Source organism: Streptomyces echinoruber, from assembly GCF_014651135.1.
Classification (GTDB): Bacteria; Actinomycetota; Actinomycetes; order Streptomycetales; family Streptomycetaceae; genus Streptomyces; species Streptomyces echinoruber.
The window spans coordinates 55,586-72,148 of sequence record NZ_BMWH01000017.1; the positions used below are offsets into that span (position 1 = coordinate 55,586).

Genomic DNA, 16,563 nt, shown 5'->3' on the forward strand with positions numbered 1-16,563 from the left:
CCAGGCAGCCCCAGACAGCAAGGAACTTTTTAGAACCTTCAGGACATACCGGGAACCCGAGGTGGCCCGCGCTCATTCCACACCCGGGGATGCGAGGCGGCCGTCGCCGCGGCGGGGCTCGCCTGCCGCGACACGGGAGACACGGGGGCACGGGCTGAGGGGCCCCACGCCGCCACACCGGCTGAACCCGGCGCAGCCCGGCGCCGTCCTCCGCGCCCACGGGCCCTCGGCGCCCCGCCGGCCGCGGCCACCGCGGGGGCCGGCCACGGCACGGGATCGGCCCGCGGGCGTTCCCGGAGCTCCCCGCCCCATACGGTCAGGCGCTCGGCGAAGCGCTCGCAGCGCGGCAGGGCCAGCAGCACCAGCGCCCCGGCGGCCCAGCCGCCCAGGGCATCGCTGAACCAGTGGTACCCCTGGTAGACGGTGGTCAGCCCGACCACCAGCGCGGCCAGCGCGGCCAGCGATCCCGCCGCCCCGCGGCGACGCGGGGCGAGGTAGGCCAGCGTCCCCCAGACGACGACGCTGTTGGCCGTGTGCCCGGACGGGAACATGTCGCCGCCCCGGAAGAACTCGCCGGATCCGACGGCATGCGCGTAGTCGGGCCCCAGGCGCCCGGTGCCGAGTTTGACCGCGCCGACGCTCACGTTGAGCAGCGCCAGCGCCGTCAGGAAGACCAGCAGCGGGCGCGGGTCACGGCTTTGCCGGAAACGCCATACCAGCCACGCCACCGCCACGGTCGCCGTCGGGCCCCGCTGCCCCGCGACCACGAGGACGTCCAGGAACCCCGCCGGCTGCGGCCATTGCCGGTACGGCCGCCACAGGGCCACGCGCCAGTCGAACTCCAGCAGGGGCGACCGGGTGAGCACCGCCACGAAGACGGCCGCGTACGCCCCGACCACCAGCGCGAAGAGAACCGTCGTGCGCCCGCCGCCCCCCGGCCGTCGGCGCTCACGCCGGACGAAACGGCACGGCGGAGCGGTTCCACGCGCTCCGGGGAGGAACACGGCCCGCCTCGGGGGAAGGGGCATGATGCCCATGTCGCACTCCCGGCCCCTCGGGAACTCCGACCGCGCGACCCGGAAGGGAATCCGGACGCGGCGTGACGGCACACGCAGGGAAACCCGGCCTCATCTGCCAAAAATTCCCTTTTTGTCAAATATATCCGCGCGTGCTCGTGGTGACGACACGGCGGATCTTGCTCAGCCTTCACGCGAGAAGCGTCGCCGCCTCGGCGGGCCTCCTCCCGCACCACGTCCGCGTCCCCACCGGCCTGCTCCGCCGGTCCCCACCGGACTGCTCCGCCGACGTCCGGCGGCCTGCTGCGTCGGCGTCCGGCGGCCTGCTGCGTCGGCGTCCCGGCCGTATCTTGCGCTCCAACGGCGCGAATCCGCCGCGCAGATACTCCCTTCCCGCCCTTCCCGCCTTTTCCGCGCAGGCGGCTCCGGCCCGCGGAAGCACTGGCCTGTCCAGGCATGCGGGCACGCGGGCACGCGGTGCGTCCGGACCGGCCTCCCGGCCTCCCGGCCGCCCGGCGACGCGGCCGTCGCGGTCCGGGAGGATCCCGGGGCCGGTCGCCGCCGTGGCCGCCGGGACTCCGGTCCGGGGGCGGGCCGTTCAGCCCGCGCCGAGGCCGTCCGGTGCCGTCAGGGCCACGCCCACGCCGGTCAGCGCGCCGACCGGGTCGGGGTCGGCGGTGCCGCGCGGCCACCAGTCGTCCCGGCCGGGCTCCGACTCGTACGCGTACCACAGGCCGTCGCGGCCCAGGCGGAGCTGGACGTGGCCACGGGGGTGAGTGAGGCGGTTGCGCCAGGGCCGGAAGGCCGGGAGGTCGGCCGCGAGCAGCTGCGGGCGGGCGCGGTCGAAGCGTCCCGCCGGCGGGTCCCACGGCTCCTCCAGCACCGCGAGCCCCTCGCGTCCGCCCTGCCGCCACGCGGCGACCGCACGGGCCAGGTCGGCCGGGGTGCGTCCGGCGGCGGAGGCGAGCGCGGCGTACAGCGCGCGGCTCGCGGCGGTGAGCCCGGAGCCGGGGCGGGCGGCGGCCAGGCGTACCGCGTCCTGCCACAGCGTCAGACCGCCGGCCGGGTCGTGGCCGGTGGCGAGCAGCGCGTGGGCGCGGGCGGCGGCGTCCGTGGCGAGCTGGTCCAGCGCCAGCGGGTCGGGGCCGCCGGGGGCCGCGGGGTAGACCGGGGGCTGCCCGGGGTGCGGGGGCACCGGCAACGGCGGCGGCAGCGGCGGGCGTTCACCTCGGGCCACGGCGTCGCTCGCCCGGACGCCCGGCAGCGGCGCCGGCTCCCGCTCCCCGGCGGCGCGGGCCGCGCGCGTCGCGCTCCGCCGGGACAGCGCGTCGAGCAGTTCCCGCTCGCCCCGGCCGCGCAGCAGGAGCAGCACGAAGGGGTCGGCGTCGAGCAGGCGGGCGGTCTGGTAGCACAGCGCCGCCGCGTGCTTGCAGGGGTGGCCGCGGTCCGGGCAGCTGCACCGGGGGTCGAGGTCGCCGGGGGCGGGCAGCAGCGGCACGCCGGTCTCGGCCAGCGCGTGCGGCAGCTCCCGGTCGAGCAGCGCCGCGATGTGTCCCGGCCGCTCGGCCGCCGCGTCCAGGAACCGCCCCCACTCGGCGTCGTCGAACGTCCGCAGCCGCACCTGCGTGCGGTACGGCCGCGGGCGGCTGCCCCGCACGTACGCCAGCACCAGGCCCGGGGTGACCGTGATGGCGTCCACGTTGCCCTGCTCGGCGTACACCCGGCCCCGCGCCAGCCGCGCCGCGTCCAGCGCGCCCTCCTCCAGGGCGGTCACCCACGCGTTGCCCCACCAGGTCGCGGCGAAGCGGCCGCCGTCGTCGGGGGCGCCGGGCGGGAAGGCGGGGAAGGTGCGGCGCAGTTCGCCGTCGCGGCGGGGGGAGGCCATGGTCGGGGGGACCCGGAAGGCGGAGGCGGCCGAGGGGGTGGGCGAGGAGGAGGTGGCGGCGGCGGGCGGGTCGGTGGCGCGGGCGGCCGGTGCTTCGCCGCGGGGAGCCGAACTGCCGTGTTCCTCCCGGTAGTTGCCGGTCGGCGGATCGGCCGCGGAGCCCTCCGGGGCGCTCGTCGGTGCGGGCTTGCGGGAGGCGTCGGCCAGCAGCTCCTTGACGTTGCGCGCCCGGATGCCGGCGACCCGGCCGCGTGCGCCCGGTCGCTGCCGGGTCCCGGCCGGCGGGCGGTCCCCGCCGGGCGGGGCCGCGGCGGGAACCGTCCCGGTCCGCGCCCGGCGGATGCGCGCCATCCGCAGAGCCTCCCTGGCGGCGTCCGCCGGACGGGGGGCACCGGCGGGGCGGGGTGCGGCGCGGGCCGTCGTCCCGGGGGCCGGTTCCCGGTCCGCGGCACCGGCCGGCTCGCCGGCCTCTTCGGCGGGGCGGGCCGGTGCCGGCTCCGCGTCGTCCGCGGGGCCGCCGCTCCGGTCCGGCCGCTCGGCGGCCGCGCGCCGCAGCGCCGCGCGGGCGGCGTCGGCCGGTCCGGGCGGGCGGGAGGGCGTCCGGGACGCTGCGGGCTCGCGGTCCGGCCTCTCCTGCGGTGCCGCTTCCGCCGGGGCGTCGCCGCAGGACCGTGCGTACGGCTCTCGCCGGTCCCCGGCGCCCCGGCTGCCGACGGGCTCCTCCCCCGGCGGCTCGGCCCCGGCGCCGTGCCGCACGCCCCGCTCGCCCGGGGCTCCCGCCACGTCCGGGTCCCGTTCCTCCCTCTGCCGCTCCCCCTGCTCCCGCTCCTCCTTCGCTCTCTTCTCCCCTTCCTCCTTCTCCTGTTCCTCCTTCAGCCGCGCCTCCCGCAGTGCCCGGCGTGCAGCGGCGGCGGGCCCGGTCGCGTCCGGCTCGTGTGGCGGCTCCGGCGCGGGTGGCACCTGCGGGCGGCGCGCGCCGCCCTCCTCCGCGGCGCGCGCGTCTTCCGCGGCGGGCCCGGCCGCCCGCTCCTGCCACTCCCGCACGTCCCTCACGCCTCCCTCCGCAGCCGCACCAGGTCGGCCAGCTCACGGTCGGTCAGCTCCGTGAGGGCGGACTCGCCGGAGTCGAGGATCGCGTCGGCCAGGGCGCGCTTGGACTGGAGCATCTCGGCGATGCGGTCCTCGACGGTGCCCTCGGTGATGAGGCGGTGGACCTGGACGGGCTGGGTCTGGCCGATGCGGTAGGCGCGGTCGGTGGCCTGTTCCTCGACGGCCGGGTTCCACCAGCGGTCCACGTGCACGACGTGGCCGGCGCGGGTGAGGTTGAGGCCGGTGCCGGCGGCCTTGAGGGACAGGACCAGGACGGGGGTGGCGCCGCTTTGGAAGCGGTCCACCATGCGGTCGCGCTCGGCGACCGGCGTGCCCCCGTGGAGCAGGTCCACGGGGACCGCGCGGGCGGTGAGGTGGGCGGTGAGGAGGCGGGCCATGCCCACGTACTGGGTGAAGACCAGCGCGGAGCCGTCCTCGGCGAGCAGGGTGTCCAGCAGCTCGTCGAGCAGGGCGAGTTTGCCGGAGCGGGCGGCGAGGGTGGCCGGGTCCGGGGTCTGCTTCAGAAACAGCGCGGGGTGGTCGCAGATCTGCTTGAGGGCGGTCAGCAGCTTCAGCACCAGGCCGCGGCGGACCATGCCCCGCGCGTCCCGGATGTCGTGCAGCGACTCGCGCACCACCGCCTCGTACAGCGCGGCCTGCTCGCGGGTGAGCGGCACCGGGTGGTCGGTCTCCGTCTTGGGCGGCAGTTCGGGCACGATGCCCGGGTCGGACTTGCGGCGGCGCAGCAGGAACGGGCGGACCAGGCGGGCGAGGCGCCGCGCCGCCTCCTCGTCGCCGTTCTCCACCGCCCGGGCGTGGCGGGCGCGGAAGGACTTCAAGGGGCCGAGCAGACCGGGGGTGGTCCAGTCGAGGATGGCCCACAGCTCGGACAGGTTGTTCTCGACCGGGGTGCCGGTGAGCGCGACGCGGGCGGGGGCCGGGACGGTGCGCAGCGCGCGGGCGGTCGCCGAGTAGGGGTTCTTGACGTGCTGCGCCTCGTCGGCGACGACCAGGCCCCAGGGCTGCTCGGCGAGCTGGGCGGCCGCGGTGCGCAGGGTGCCGTACGTGGTGAGGACGAAGCCGCCGTCGAGGCCGTCGAGGGTGCGGTCGGGGCCGTGGAAGCGGCGGACGGGGACGCCGGGGGCGAAGCGGGCGATCTCGCGCTGCCAGTTGCCGAGCAGGGAGGCGGGGCAGACGACGAGGGTCGGCTCACGGCGGGCGCGCTTGAGGTGCAGGGCGATGACGGTGACGGTCTTGCCCAGGCCCATGTCGTCGGCGAGGCAGCCGCCGAGGCCGAGGGAGGTCATGAGGTCGAGCCAGGCCAGGCCGCGCAGTTGGTAGTCGCGCAGGGTGGCGTGCAGGCCGGGGGGCGGCTGGGCGGGGCGTGGGCCGGCGGTGAGCCGGTCGCGCAGGGCGGCGAGCGCGCCGACCGGGACGGCCTCGACGCTCTCGCCGTCGACCTCGGCGCTGCCGGTGAGGGCGACGGCGAGCGCGTCGACGGGGTCGAGCAGGCCGAGGTGGCGCTTGCGGGCCTTGCGGACGAGGGCGGGGTCGACCAGCACCCAGCGGTCCCGCAGCCGGACGACGGGCCGGTGGGCCTCGGCCAGGACGTCCATCTCGGCCTCGGTCAGCGGCTCCCCGCCGAGCGCCACCTGCCAGCGGAACTGGAGCAGTTCCCCGCTGTTGAAGAAGCCGGTGCCGTCCGTGGCCGAGCCGGGCGCGGGGCGGACCACGGCGCTCGCGGTGAGGTCCCGCGCCAGGTCGCGGGGCCAGTGCACGGCGACCCCGGCCGCCGCCAGCCGGGTCGCCGCGGCTCCGAGGAGGTCGGCCAGCTCCTCCTCCGTCAGGGCCATGACGTCGGGCACCTCCTGCTCGGCGAGCCGGGCCAGCGGGGGCCAGACGCGGGCCGCGCGCCGCAGCGCCAGGGTCGCGTCGACGCGCGCCCGCGGGCCGAGGACGTCGTCGGCCTCGCCCGCCCACAGGGCGGCGGCGTCGGTGACGAGGGTGGGGTCGGCGAGGCTGTGCACCTGGACCACGGCGGCCCCGGCGATCCCGGTGGTCTCCTCGCCGTCGAACCCGCCGAACCCGTCGAAGAGGTCGGAGGCCGACAGGTCCAGGCGCAGTGAGATCCGCACCCCGGCGTCCATGCCGGCGGCGACCTCCGCGGCCCAGTCGCGGGCGCGGGGCAGGTGCTGCGGGGCGCGGTCGGCGAAGGGCCGGCCGGCCGCGTGCGGCGCGGCCGGGGTGCGGGGCAGGGTGTCGGCGACCGCGTCCAGGAAGGACCGCACCAGCGCCTCGGGCTCGGGCAGCCGCAGCGGGCCGGTGCCGGGCAGCGGCACCGCGTGGCCCTCGTACGGCAGGGCGGCGGCGATGGCGCGCAGGTGGGCGATGTCGTCGGGGTCGAGGGGGCCGGCGCGCCAGGCGTCGTGGCCGGTGGCGGTCAGGCCGGGCAGCAGCCGGCCGCGGGCGGTGAGGGTGAGCGCGTGCAGCGCGGCGGCGCCCCAGCAGGCGGTGGCCGGGTGGGCGGCCGGGTCGTGCCGCGCGGCCAGCAGCAGCGGCAGCGCCTCCTCCAGGGGCAGGGTCAGCGCGGGCGCGGGTCTGCGGCGCACCCCGGTCGCGCCGTGCGGGCGGACGACCGTCAGCTCCGTGGCACCGCGTGGGCCCCGGCCGTCGCGCCAGACCGCGCCGTCCGGGTCCCACAGGGCGATGCGGCCCTCGCGCGGGAGGGAACCGGGCAGGAAGACGGCGGCGAGGCGCACCGAGAGGTCCCCCTCGGTGTCCTTCGCCGTGCGCTCGGCCACCGCGACCGTGCCGCTCATACGTCCTGTCACCTCCCGCCCGCGTGTCGGACCAGACGTCTCCGACTGTACGGGCGGGGTCTGACAATCGGCCGCGGCGAGCCGCCGGGGCGGCCGGGACGGGTGGCCCGGGAAGGGGTGGCCCGGGAAGGGGCGGGGCGTCCGGGGCCCGCGCGGTGCGGCGCAGGCCGGGGCGGGCCGGACCCCGGCCGGAGCGGGCCGGCCGGAGCGGGCCGGCCGGAACGGGTCAGGGAACCGTCCGGGAGACGACGTAGACGAACGGGTTGCGCGGGTCGGCCAGGCTGACCACGACGTCCTGGGTGGGTGCCGGGTCCTTCTGCTCGTGGACCAGGCCGTACCAGGGGCCGGGGCCGGTGAACCGCCAGCCGGTGACGCGCCGGTCGCGGGCGCCGATGGTGATGTCGCCCTTCTTCAGCGCGGCGCGGCTGGTGCCCATCTGCCTCAGGAAGACGTCCAGGTTCCGGTTGGGGGTCTGGAACTGCACGTACAGGCGGCTGGTCTTCCAGTTGTTCGTCTCGTAGTAGGCGACCTTGCCCGAGGGGTGCGGGATCGGCACCTGGTACAGGCGGCGCTGCACCTTGGACGGCCAGCCGCGGGTGAGGCCGGTCGCCGAGTACTTCTCCTCCTTGTCCTTGCCGCTGTCGCGGCTCTGGTTGGCGGAGATCACCAGGTAGCCCGCCGGGATGCCGATGAGCAGCACGATGATCAGCAGGGTGAGCGCCCGGCGGCGGATCATGTGCCGGCGGTCCTCGGCCGGCGGGGGCGGCGGCTGGTCCGGCGGTGTGCTCTGGCGGGGCAGCGAGGCGGTCACAGCGGCTCCCCCGCCGCCGCCCGGCGCACCGCCTGCGCGTACCGCTCGTAGCGTTCGTAGCGCTCCACCCGGCGCCGCTTGGCGCGGCGGAAGCGGCGGGCGACCAGGCGGGCGAGGTCGGCGGCGCCGACCATGCCGGCCTCGGGGCCGAGCTGGGCGCGCACGATGCGGGCCTCGGGGCGGTAGCCGCGGCCGGTCAGGTGCCGTTTGAAGGCGTCCCGGGCGGGACCGATCAGCAGGTCGTCGGCCGCGGACACGCCGCCGCCGATGACGAAGCAGGACGGGTCCAGGGCGGCGGCGAGGTTGGCGATGCCGACGCCGAGCCACTGGCCGATGTCCTGCAGCAGCTCGACGCACATCGCGTCGCCCTCGCGGGCCAGCTCGGTGATCATCGGGCCGGTGATGTCGGAGATGTTGCCCTTGACGTGCTCGATGATCCCGTACGCCACCGGGGAGTCGGCGGCGGCCAGTTCGCGCGCCTCCCTGACCAGCGCGTTGCCGGAGCTGTACTGCTCCCAGCAGCCGCGGTTGCCGCACGGGCAGCGGTGGCCGCCGGGCACCACCTGCATGTGCCCGAACTCGCCGGCGACGCCGTACTTGCCGCGCTTGACCTGGCCGTCCTCCAGGATCGCGCCGCCGATGCCGGTGCCCAGCGTGATCATGACGAGGTGGTCCTCGCCGCGGCCGGCGCCGAAGCGCCACTCGGCCCAGGCGGCGGCGTTGGCGTCGTTGTCGACCAGGACCGGCACGGACAGCCGCTCGGAGAGCCGGTCGCGCAGCGGCTCGTTGCGCCAGGACAGGTGGGGCGCGAACAGCACGCGGTTGCGGTCGGCGTCGACCCAGCCGGCCGCGCCGATGCCGACGGCGTGCACGTCGTGCCGGTCGGACAGGTCCAGGACCAGTTCGACGATCGTGTCCTCGACGACCTTCGGGCTCTTGGACCTGTCCGGGGTCTCCGTGCGGAGCTTCTCCAGGATGTTGCCGTCGGCGTCGACGACGCCCGCCATCACCTTCGTACCGCCGATGTCGATGCCCACCGTCGGCACGCGGGGTGCGGTCAGGTGGGAGCGGCGCTCCCGGGTGCCGACGGTCCGGAGCACGGGGCGGCGGGAGCCGAGGGGGGCGGTGAGGTCGCGGTAGGTGCTCATCGGGCCTGATTCTGCCGTACGGGTCCACGGGGCGCCGTGCGGGGGAGCGGAGGGGCGGTGCCGCCGGCCGGCGCCGGCGTCCGCGCGGCGGCGGCGTCGGGCGGGTGCGCGGTGGCGCCGCCGGGCGGCCGGGCGCCCGCGTCGGCCGGCCGTGCCGCCGCGCCGGTGTTCTCCGGCTCGCGGCGCAGGTCCTCGAGCCCGTCGCCGCCGGCTGTCCGGCGCGCCGGCTCCTCCGAGGTGGTCTCGTCCCGCGTGGGGCTGCCCGCCCTCGTGCCCCGCTGCAGCGGTACGAAACGGTCGCCCACGAGGGGGCGGGGTGCGCGGGTTGTGGGTGATGAACACAACACCCAGGGCCCGCTCCCGTGCCGGGGCCACGTACCTGGGGACGGTCCCGGCTGCTTCATGCCGGGCGCGCCCGCAGGTCGCATTGTCCGGACAAGCAGTTCCACGGTGGCTCCCGCAGTGGATTCCGCGGCGGGTCCCGCGGTGGTTCCCGCAGCTGTCCCGTGGTGGTCGCCGCGGCGGGTCCCGCGGGGCGTCAGGACCGGACGAGGAGCTGGAACTCGAAGGAGTAGCGCGAGGGGCGGTAGGTGTGCGTGCCGTACTCGACCGGGCGGCCGGTGTCGTCGAAGGTCGTGCGCTGCATGGTGAGCAGCGGGGCGCCCTCGGGCTCGCCGAGCCGCTCCGCCTCGTCGGCGGTGGCGGCGCGGGCGCCGATGGACTGGCGGGCGCTGTGCAGGGTGATCCCGGCGGCGCGCATCATCCGGTACAGGCCGGTGGCCTCGAGCTGGTCGGTGTTCAGGTCGAGCAGGCCGGGCGGCAGGAAGTTGCACAGGTACGCCATCGGCTCGCCGTGCGCCAGGCGCAGCCGCTCCACCCGGTGCACGTCACTGCCCTCGGGCACGCCGAGCGCGACCGCCACCTCGGGGGACGCGGCGACGACGGTGTTGACGAGGACCCTGGTGGCGGGGCGCTGCCCGGCCGCCTCCAGGTCGTCGTAGAGGCTGCTGAGTTCCAGCGGGCGCTTGACCTGGCTGTGCACCACCTGTGTGCCCACGCCGCGGCGGCGCACCAGCAGGCCTTTGTCGACGAGGGACTGGATGGCCTGGCGGACCGTGGGCCGGGAGAGTCCGAGCCGCGCCGCGAGCTCGATCTCGTTGCCGAGCAGGCTGCCGGGGGTGAGCACGCCGTGCTCGATGGCGGCCTCGAGCTGCTGGGCCAGCTGGAAGTACAGCGGCACCGGGGAGCTGCGGTCCACCCTGAGGTCCAGCGACACAGTCGGGTCCACTTCTGGTTTCGGCACGGGCCGAGCGTAGCCCCAGCCGTTGTTGACGGGAAGTCGTGTAGTCCGATTGTCCGGACATACGCATTGACAGGGTACGGTGCCGACCCGCACTTTGTTTCCATGCGCATCGGGGTCATCGGGACAGGCCGCATCGGCACCCTTCATGCGACCACTCTCGCCCGCCATCGCGATGTGGGCTCCCTGATCCTCACGGACACGGAGCCGGCGCGGGCGCAGGAGCTGGCGCACCGTCTGGGCGAGACAGCGGCGCCGGGGGTGGACGAGATCTTCCGCTGGGGCGTGGACGCCGTGGTCATCACCACCGCGACACAGGCGCACGCCGAGCTCATCGGGCGCGCGGCCCGCTCCGGTCTGCCGGTGTTCTGCGAGAAGCCCATCGCCCTGGACCTGCCGGGCACACTGCACGCGCTCGCGGAGGTCGCGGCGGCCGGCACGGTGCTGCAGATGGGTTTCCAGCGCCGGTTCGACGTCGGGTACGCCGGCGCGCGCGAGGCGGTGCGCTCCGGGCGGCTGGGCCGGCTGCACACCGTGCGCGCGATGACCTCGGACCAGGCGCCGCCCCCGGCCGCGTACCTGCCGCTGTCCGGCGGGCTGTACCGGGACGCCCTCGTCCACGACTTCGACGCGCTGCGCTGGGTGACCGGCCGGGAGGTCGTCGAGGTGTACGCCACCGGCTCCGACGCGGGCCCGCCCGTCTTCCGCGAGGCCGGCGACATCGACACCGCCGCCGCGGTCCTCACCCTCGACGGCGGCGTCCTCGCCACGGCCACCGCGACCCGGCTCAACGGCGCCGGCTACGACGTACGCATGGAACTCGCCGGGGAACTGGACCAGATCGCCGTCGGCCTGGACGACCGCACGCCGATCGCCTCCACGGAGCCGACCGGCCCCCCGGCCGCCGACAAGCCCTGGACCGGCTTCCTGGAGCGCTTCGGCCCCGCCTACGAGGCGGAGCTGTCCGCCTTCGTCGAGGTCGTCCGCGGCGAGCGCGCCAACCCCTGCGACGGCCGCGAGGCCCTGCAGGCCCTGCGCATCGCCGAGGCCTGCGAACTGTCCCGCCGCGAGCGCCGGCCGGTGGCCCTGGCGGAGATCCCGGGGGCGGACGCGGTGGAGGGGTTGAGCGCCGCCGGGTGAGCCCCGACCGGGGCGTCAGGGGAGAGCGGAAGCCGCCGGGCGCGGACGAGGTGGTGCCCGGGCAGGCGAGGGGTCCTGCCGACGGACGAGGCGGCGCCCGTCCGGGGCGTGATTCCCGCCGGGTGTCCGCCGCGGGGCGCCCCCGCGGGCACCCGGGCGAGTGGCCCGGCAGCAGTCGGCCGGGGCGGGAGCCGGAGGCCCGGCCCGCCGCGGGCGGGGCCCCCGGTGACCGGCCGGCCGACCGGCTGCCCGGCCCACCGGCTGACCGACCGGCCGATCCACCGGTGCGCCGGCCGACCGGCCGGCCGGCGCCGGGTCCGCTCCCGCGGCGGTCAGCAGCCGAAGTCGATCAGGTCGAACGTGGCGTAGTGGTCGGCCGTGTAGTAGTCCTCCTGGTATTCCTCACCGGTGACGATGCGGCGGGCGCCGCGGGTGGAGGAGCCGGGGGTGACGACTGTGTACTCGTGGTAGTAGCCGGTCGGCTGCGAGGGCAGCACGCCCTCGCGGTTCTGGAAGACGCTGCCGTCCTGCGCGTAGGGGAAGGGACCGCCCTGCTCGATCAGGTCGAGCGTGTCGTACGCCTGGGAGGGCAGGTCGCTGTAGCAGATGCTGCCGACCGAGGTGGCGGCGGCGTCCGCGGTGGTGGCGGAGACGGTGCCGCCGACGAGGAGGGCGGACAGGAGGGCGGCTGCGGCGCCGATCCGGGTGGCGCGTGGGGGGATTCTCATGGCCCTCATGATGACGCGCGTAGAGCATGGCATGTCAATGTCAACAACGGAGATTTTGTCCACCAAATCGGTTGGTTTTCCCGGAAGTTAATCTGCCGCGCCCCGCCTTCACGCCGCCCTCACACACCCCGCTCCCACCCGACCGCCGGCCCGGCCGCCGACCCGACCACTGCCCCGACCACTGCCCCGACCACCGCCCCGTTCGCGCTCCTCCGGAAGGCTCGCGGGAGCCGTACCGGAGGCCGCCCGCGGTGGCGTACGACCGGACCGGCCGGACCCCCGGAACGATCCGCCGCGCGGCCGACCTGACTGACTCCCCCGCCATCTGACGGACTGTTCACCGCCTCCCCCGCCCCCTCGCCGGCCTTTCGCACACTTCCAGTGCGTCACCGGCCGGCGACGCGCCCGGCGCACCGTCCGGTCACCGCCGACGCGCCGCCCGGTCACCGCCGGCGCACCGCGGTGCGCCACCGGCGGAACACCACGAAGCCCCGAAGAGAGGTTCGCCCGATGGCCCGCAGTGTCCTTCCCATGCCCTCCGGTTCCGATCCGGAGTGGCAGACGGAGCTGCTCGATCTCGACGCCTACCTGGCCCGTGTCGGCTACGACGGGCCGCGTACCCCGACCCTGGAGACCCTGCGCGCGCTGCACCGCGCCCACGCCGACGCCATCAGTTGGGAGATCGTGGACTCGGCCGTCGGCCGGCGGATCTCCCTCGACATCGAGAGCGTCCAGGACAAGATCGTGCGCCGCGGGCAGGGCGGCTGCTGCCTGGAGAGCAACCTGCTGTTCGCCGCCGCGCTGGACCGGCTCGGCTTCCCGCTGGTGCGCCACCTCGCCCGGGTCCGCCGCGGTTCGCGGGCCGTCCGCACCCGCTCCCACGTCGTGCTGCTGGTGGAGGTCGACGGCGACATCTGGTTCGCCGACCCCGGCTTCGGCGACGAGAGCCCGCTGGAACCGCTGCCGTTCCGGCACGACGGCTCGGTGACCGTCGGCGAGTGGACCTGGCGGCTGCAGCAGGACGGCGAGGAGTGGCTGCTGCAGAGCCTGCACGCGGACGGCTGGTTCGACGTCTACGCCTGGTGGCTGGAGCCGCAGCACTTCATCGACTTCGACATGGTCAACCACTTCTCCTACGCCGACCCGCGCTCCGTGTTCATGCCGCCGGGCGGGCTCAGCCACCTGATCGCCCAGCGCGGTGACGAGAAGACCCGGCTGGTGCTGAAGAACACGGTGCTGACCACGCAGTACCCCGACGGCCGGGTGGAGCACGCCGAACTGACCCCGGACGAGGTGGTCGAGACGCTGCAGGACGCCTTCCGGATCACCCTGCGGCCCGAGGACGCCGAGTTCCTGCGCAAGCGCTTCGTGGAGGAGCCCGCCGAGCAGCCCGCCCAGTGACCGCCTCCGCCCGAGGCGGCCGAGACCTCTTCGAGGCAGTCAAGGAGACAACGCCATGTCCCGGATCCCCCGACGCCGCAGCGGTCTGTACCTCGGCGTGGTCGCCGAGCACGCGGCGGCCCGGCACGGCGGCACGCCGCTGACGCTCGACCACGACCTGGACGTCTTCCCCGGCGCGGGCCGGGAGCTGACGGTGGCTCGGCTGGCCGACTTCGTCGACGACGTGGCCGCCCGGCTGTGGGCCGCCGGGGTCCGCCCCGGCCACCACGTCGCCGTCCACAAGACCTCGAACTTCGACATCTACATCCTGGCCAGCGCCGCCTCCCGCATCGGCGCCGTGCCGGTGATGCTCTCCCCGGCCCTGCCGGGGGCGAGCGTCACCGCGCTGCTGCGGCGGCTGGAGCGGCCGTACCTGCTGACCGACACCGCCAAGCTCGACGGTCCGCTGGCGGACGCCCCGCTGGCCGAGCTGACCGAGCGGGTGGTGCTGGCGGCGGGCCACCGCGAGGGCGCGGTGTCGCTGGCCGAGCTGGCGGGCGCGCCGCGCCGGGCCCCGGTCTTCAACGGCCCGGACGAGCCGGCCCTGATGACCCACACCTCGGGCACCACGGGCCTGCCGAAGCTGGTGGTGCACTCGGCGCGCACGCTGCGCGGCCGGTTCCGGCCGCAGAACCGGCTCTTCTCGCTGATCCGCAAGCGGGAGACGGTGGCGGTGCACGTGTCGTTCGTGCACTCGCGGATGTTCCTGGCGATGGCGGTGGTGCTGCCGCGCGCCTTCCCGGTGCTGATCATGGAGGACGGCAGCGCGCAGAACGCCGCCGAACTGTTCGCGCGGCTGCGCCCCGGATTCCTGGAGACCCACCCCAACTCCTTCATGGAGTGGGAGGAGGTCGCCGACGACCCGCGCCGCCCGTTCGCCAACGTCAAGTACTTCAGCAGCACCTTCGACGCGATCCACCCGGGCACCATGGACCGGCTGCTGAAGGCGTCCGACCGGCGGGGCGCGCTGTTCTTCCAGATCTACGGCCAGAGCGAGTGCGGCCCGCTGGTCGGCCGCGGCTACACCCGGCGCGGCGCGCACAAGGCCGACGGCCGCTGCCTGGGCTACGCGATGCCGGGCATCACCAGGTTCCGGCTGGTCGGCCGCGACGGCAAGCGCCCCTCCAAGGCCCACCCCGGCTACATCGACGTCCGCACGCCGGGCCGGGCGGTGACCTACCACGGCGAGCAGGAGCGGTTCCTGAAGCAGGTGCACGGCGCCTGGTGGCGGGGCATGGACATCGGCTACCGCAGCAGGTGGGGCTGCCTGCACCTGCTGGACCGCGAGGTCGACCACATCCCCGGCGTGCACAGCACCCTGGAGGTGGAGGACGCCGTCCTGGCCAGGCTGCCCGAGCTGACCGAACTGGTGCTGGTGCCCGGCCCCCGGCGGGAGCCGGTGCCCGTGGTGTGCACCCGCGGGGACGCGCCGCTGGACCCGGACCGCTGGCGGGCGGCCACCGCGGGCTTCCCGCAGCTCGCGCCGCCGGTGCACCTGCCGCTGAGCGAGCTGCCGCGCACCGCCACCATGAAGGTGCAGCGGATCGAGCTGGCGCGCCGGCTGAAGGAGAAGGCGTGACCGCGCGGACCGCGGTGCGGGCCGACGTCGACGTCCTGGTCGTCGGGGCCGGCCCCACCGGACTGCTGGCCGCCTGCGAACTGCTCCGGCGCGGGGTGCGGGTGCGGATCGTGGACCGGGCCGAGCGGCCCATGACGGCGCCCAAGGCGCTGTCGCTGTGGCCGCGCGCCCTGGACATCCTGGAGGACCTCGGCATCGGCGAGGAGATACGGCGGGCGTCGAACCGGATCAACGCCTTCAGCTACTTCTCCGACGGCCGCCCGCTGGCCACCTTCGACTTCGCCGAGGACCTGGCCTCGCGGACCCTGCCGCAGCCGGTGACGGAGAGCCTGCTCACCGCCCGGCTGCGCGAGCTGGGCGGCAAGGTGGAGCACGGGGTGCGGCTGCTGTGCCTGGACGGGGTGTCCTTCGACGGGCCGATCGACGCCACGGACGGGGTGACGGCGCTGCTGGAGCACCCCGACGGCCGGGTGGAGCGCACCCGTGTGCCGTGGGTCGTCGGCGCGGACGGGGCGGGCAGCGCGGTGCGCGGCCAGCTCGGCATCGGCTTCGAGGGCAGCACGTACGAGATGGCGTTCGCGCTGGTCGACGCGCACGTCGAGGGCGACCTGCCCGGTGACCGGGTGCTGTACTACCAGGCGCCCACCGGCACCCTGGTCGTCGTGCCGATGCCCGGCGGGGTCCACCGCTTCCTGTCGGTGATGCCCCGGGGCGGCGGCGAGGTGACGGTGCCGATGATGCAGCGGATCGTCGACGAGCGCGGGCCGCGCGGGGTGCGGATCACCGAGCCGGTGTGGCACACGGTGTTCCGGGTGCACGCCCGCCGCGCGCGGGAGTTCCGGCGCGGGCGGGTGTTCCTGACGGGCGACGCGGCCCATGTGCACAGCCCGGCCGGCGGGCAGGGCATGAACAACGGGCTCCAGGACGCGCACAACCTGGCCTGGAAGCTGGCCGCGGTGGTGCACGGCACCTCCCCGGTCTCGCTGCTGCTGTCCTACGGGCCCGAGCGCGCCGAGGCGACCCGTCGCATCGTGCGCGACACCGACGTGCAGACCAGGGCCTGGATGGCGGGCAACCGGGTCCAGCGCGTCGCGCGGGACGCCGCGTTCCGGCTGCTGGAGCGCACCGGCGCGGTGTCCAGGTACTACGCGCCGGTGATGGCGGGGCGGCGGCTGGCCTACCGGCCGGAGCGGCAGACGCAGTCGCCCTCCGGACGGCTGCCCTGCGGTGCCCGGCCCGGCCGGGTGCTGGCCCGCCGCCCGGCGCTGGCGCACGGCATCGTCGGCCCGCAGGCGGATCCGAACGCCTGGACGCTGGTGCTCACCGGACCTGACGGACTCTTCGCTGGGGCGCCCTGGGCGCGGCACCACCCGCGGTTGAGGGTGGTGCGGCTGACCGGCGGGCAGGCCGGGCCGCTCACCGGCTGCCGGCGGGCGGGGTACCACCTGGTCCGGCCGGACGGCCACGTGGCGGCGCACGGGCACGCGCGGGACACCGACCGGCTGCGCGCCGAACTGGCCGCGGCCTTCGGCCCGGAGCGTCCCGGCCGTCCCTGAGGCGGCCGCCGGCACCCGCTCCGGCGCACCGGCGCGCAGCCGCACACCGCCG

At 76.1% G+C, this 16,563-nt stretch carries 11 protein-coding genes; 4 read left to right on the forward strand and 7 right to left on the reverse strand.

Annotation, left to right across the window (positions count from 1 at the left end; all coding sequences use genetic code 11):
- Positions 1-38: 38 nt before the first annotated feature.
- The 6 genes from IE225_RS33305 to IE225_RS19850 all read right to left on the reverse strand — a co-directional run bounded on the left by IE225_RS33305 (position 39) and on the right by IE225_RS19850 (position 10,044).
- Positions 39-899, reverse strand: coding sequence for a phosphatase PAP2 family protein (locus IE225_RS33305; RefSeq protein ID WP_229879778.1), 861 nt, complete (start codon positions 897-899; stop codon positions 39-41).
- A gap of 715 nt (positions 900-1,614) precedes the next feature.
- On the reverse strand, positions 1,615-3,954 hold the full coding sequence (locus IE225_RS19830; RefSeq protein ID WP_308432526.1) for an SWIM zinc finger family protein: 2,340 nt from the start codon (positions 3,952-3,954) through the stop codon (positions 1,615-1,617).
- On the reverse strand, positions 3,951-6,809 hold the full coding sequence (locus IE225_RS19835) for an SCO1167/SCO6262 family helicase (RefSeq protein WP_190058906.1): 2,859 nt from the start codon (positions 6,807-6,809) through the stop codon (positions 3,951-3,953). Before IE225_RS19835 ends, IE225_RS19830 begins: the two co-directional genes overlap by 4 nt.
- 226 nt (positions 6,810-7,035) lie before the next feature.
- Positions 7,036-7,620: a sugar kinase gene (locus IE225_RS19840; protein WP_190058907.1), complete on the reverse strand. Its 585-nt coding sequence runs from the start codon at positions 7,618-7,620 to the stop codon at positions 7,036-7,038.
- Positions 7,617-8,768, reverse strand: a complete 1,152-nt coding sequence (locus tag IE225_RS19845; RefSeq protein ID WP_190058908.1) for an ROK family glucokinase — start codon at positions 8,766-8,768, stop codon at positions 7,617-7,619. Before IE225_RS19845 ends, IE225_RS19840 begins: the two co-directional genes overlap by 4 nt.
- 538 nt (positions 8,769-9,306) lie before the next feature.
- Entirely contained in the window at positions 9,307-10,044 is a 738-nt protein-coding gene (locus IE225_RS19850; RefSeq protein WP_190058987.1) for a GntR family transcriptional regulator, read from the reverse strand.
- Positions 10,045-10,173: 129 nt separating this feature from the next.
- Here IE225_RS19850 and IE225_RS19855 point away from each other — a divergent pair, with 129 nt between their 5' ends.
- Positions 10,174-11,208 (forward strand): Gfo/Idh/MocA family protein, encoded by a 1,035-nt coding sequence (locus IE225_RS19855; RefSeq protein ID WP_190058909.1) that lies wholly within the window; start codon positions 10,174-10,176, stop codon positions 11,206-11,208.
- Between the two features lie 332 nt (positions 11,209-11,540).
- On the opposite strand, the gene IE225_RS19860 is transcribed toward IE225_RS19855, so the two are convergent.
- Positions 11,541-11,936, reverse strand: a complete 396-nt coding sequence (locus tag IE225_RS19860) for a guanyl-specific ribonuclease (protein WP_190058910.1) — start codon at positions 11,934-11,936, stop codon at positions 11,541-11,543.
- 531 nt (positions 11,937-12,467) lie between these two features.
- Here IE225_RS19860 and IE225_RS19865 point away from each other — a divergent pair.
- From IE225_RS19865 to IE225_RS19875, 3 genes are read left to right on the forward strand one after another with little or no spacing between them, the layout of a single operon-like run.
- Positions 12,468-13,337, forward strand: coding sequence for an arylamine N-acetyltransferase family protein (locus IE225_RS19865; RefSeq protein WP_229879787.1), 870 nt, complete (start codon positions 12,468-12,470; stop codon positions 13,335-13,337).
- A 55-nt stretch (positions 13,338-13,392) separates the two neighbouring features.
- Positions 13,393-14,955: a class I adenylate-forming enzyme family protein gene (locus IE225_RS19870; protein ID WP_190058912.1), complete on the forward strand. Its 1,563-nt coding sequence runs from the start codon at positions 13,393-13,395 to the stop codon at positions 14,953-14,955.
- The gene (locus IE225_RS19875; protein ID WP_229879789.1) at positions 14,952-16,511 is read left to right on the forward strand and encodes an FAD-dependent monooxygenase; all 1,560 of its coding nucleotides are present in this window, start codon (positions 14,952-14,954) and stop codon (positions 16,509-16,511) included. Before IE225_RS19870 ends, IE225_RS19875 begins: the two co-directional genes overlap by 4 nt.
- The last annotated feature ends 52 nt before the right edge of the window (positions 16,512-16,563 follow it).

What these genes read in the sequence shown, in the direction of transcription:
- IE225_RS19835 (WP_190058906.1), bottom strand. Translation starts at nt 6,809, where the DNA reads ATGAGCGGCACGGTCGCGGTGGCCGAGCGCACGGCGAAGGACACCGAG.
- IE225_RS19845 (WP_190058908.1), bottom strand. Translation starts at nt 8,768, where the DNA reads ATGAGCACCTACCGCGACCTCACCGCCCCCCTCGGCTCCCGCCGCCCC.
- IE225_RS19855 (WP_190058909.1), top strand. Translation starts at nt 10,174, where the DNA reads ATGCGCATCGGGGTCATCGGGACAGGCCGCATCGGCACCCTTCATGCG.
- IE225_RS19860 (WP_190058910.1), bottom strand. Translation starts at nt 11,936, where the DNA reads ATGAGAATCCCCCCACGCGCCACCCGGATCGGCGCCGCAGCCGCCCTC.
- IE225_RS19865 (WP_229879787.1), top strand. Translation starts at nt 12,468, where the DNA reads ATGCCCTCCGGTTCCGATCCGGAGTGGCAGACGGAGCTGCTCGATCTC.
- IE225_RS19870 (WP_190058912.1), top strand. Translation starts at nt 13,393, where the DNA reads ATGTCCCGGATCCCCCGACGCCGCAGCGGTCTGTACCTCGGCGTGGTC.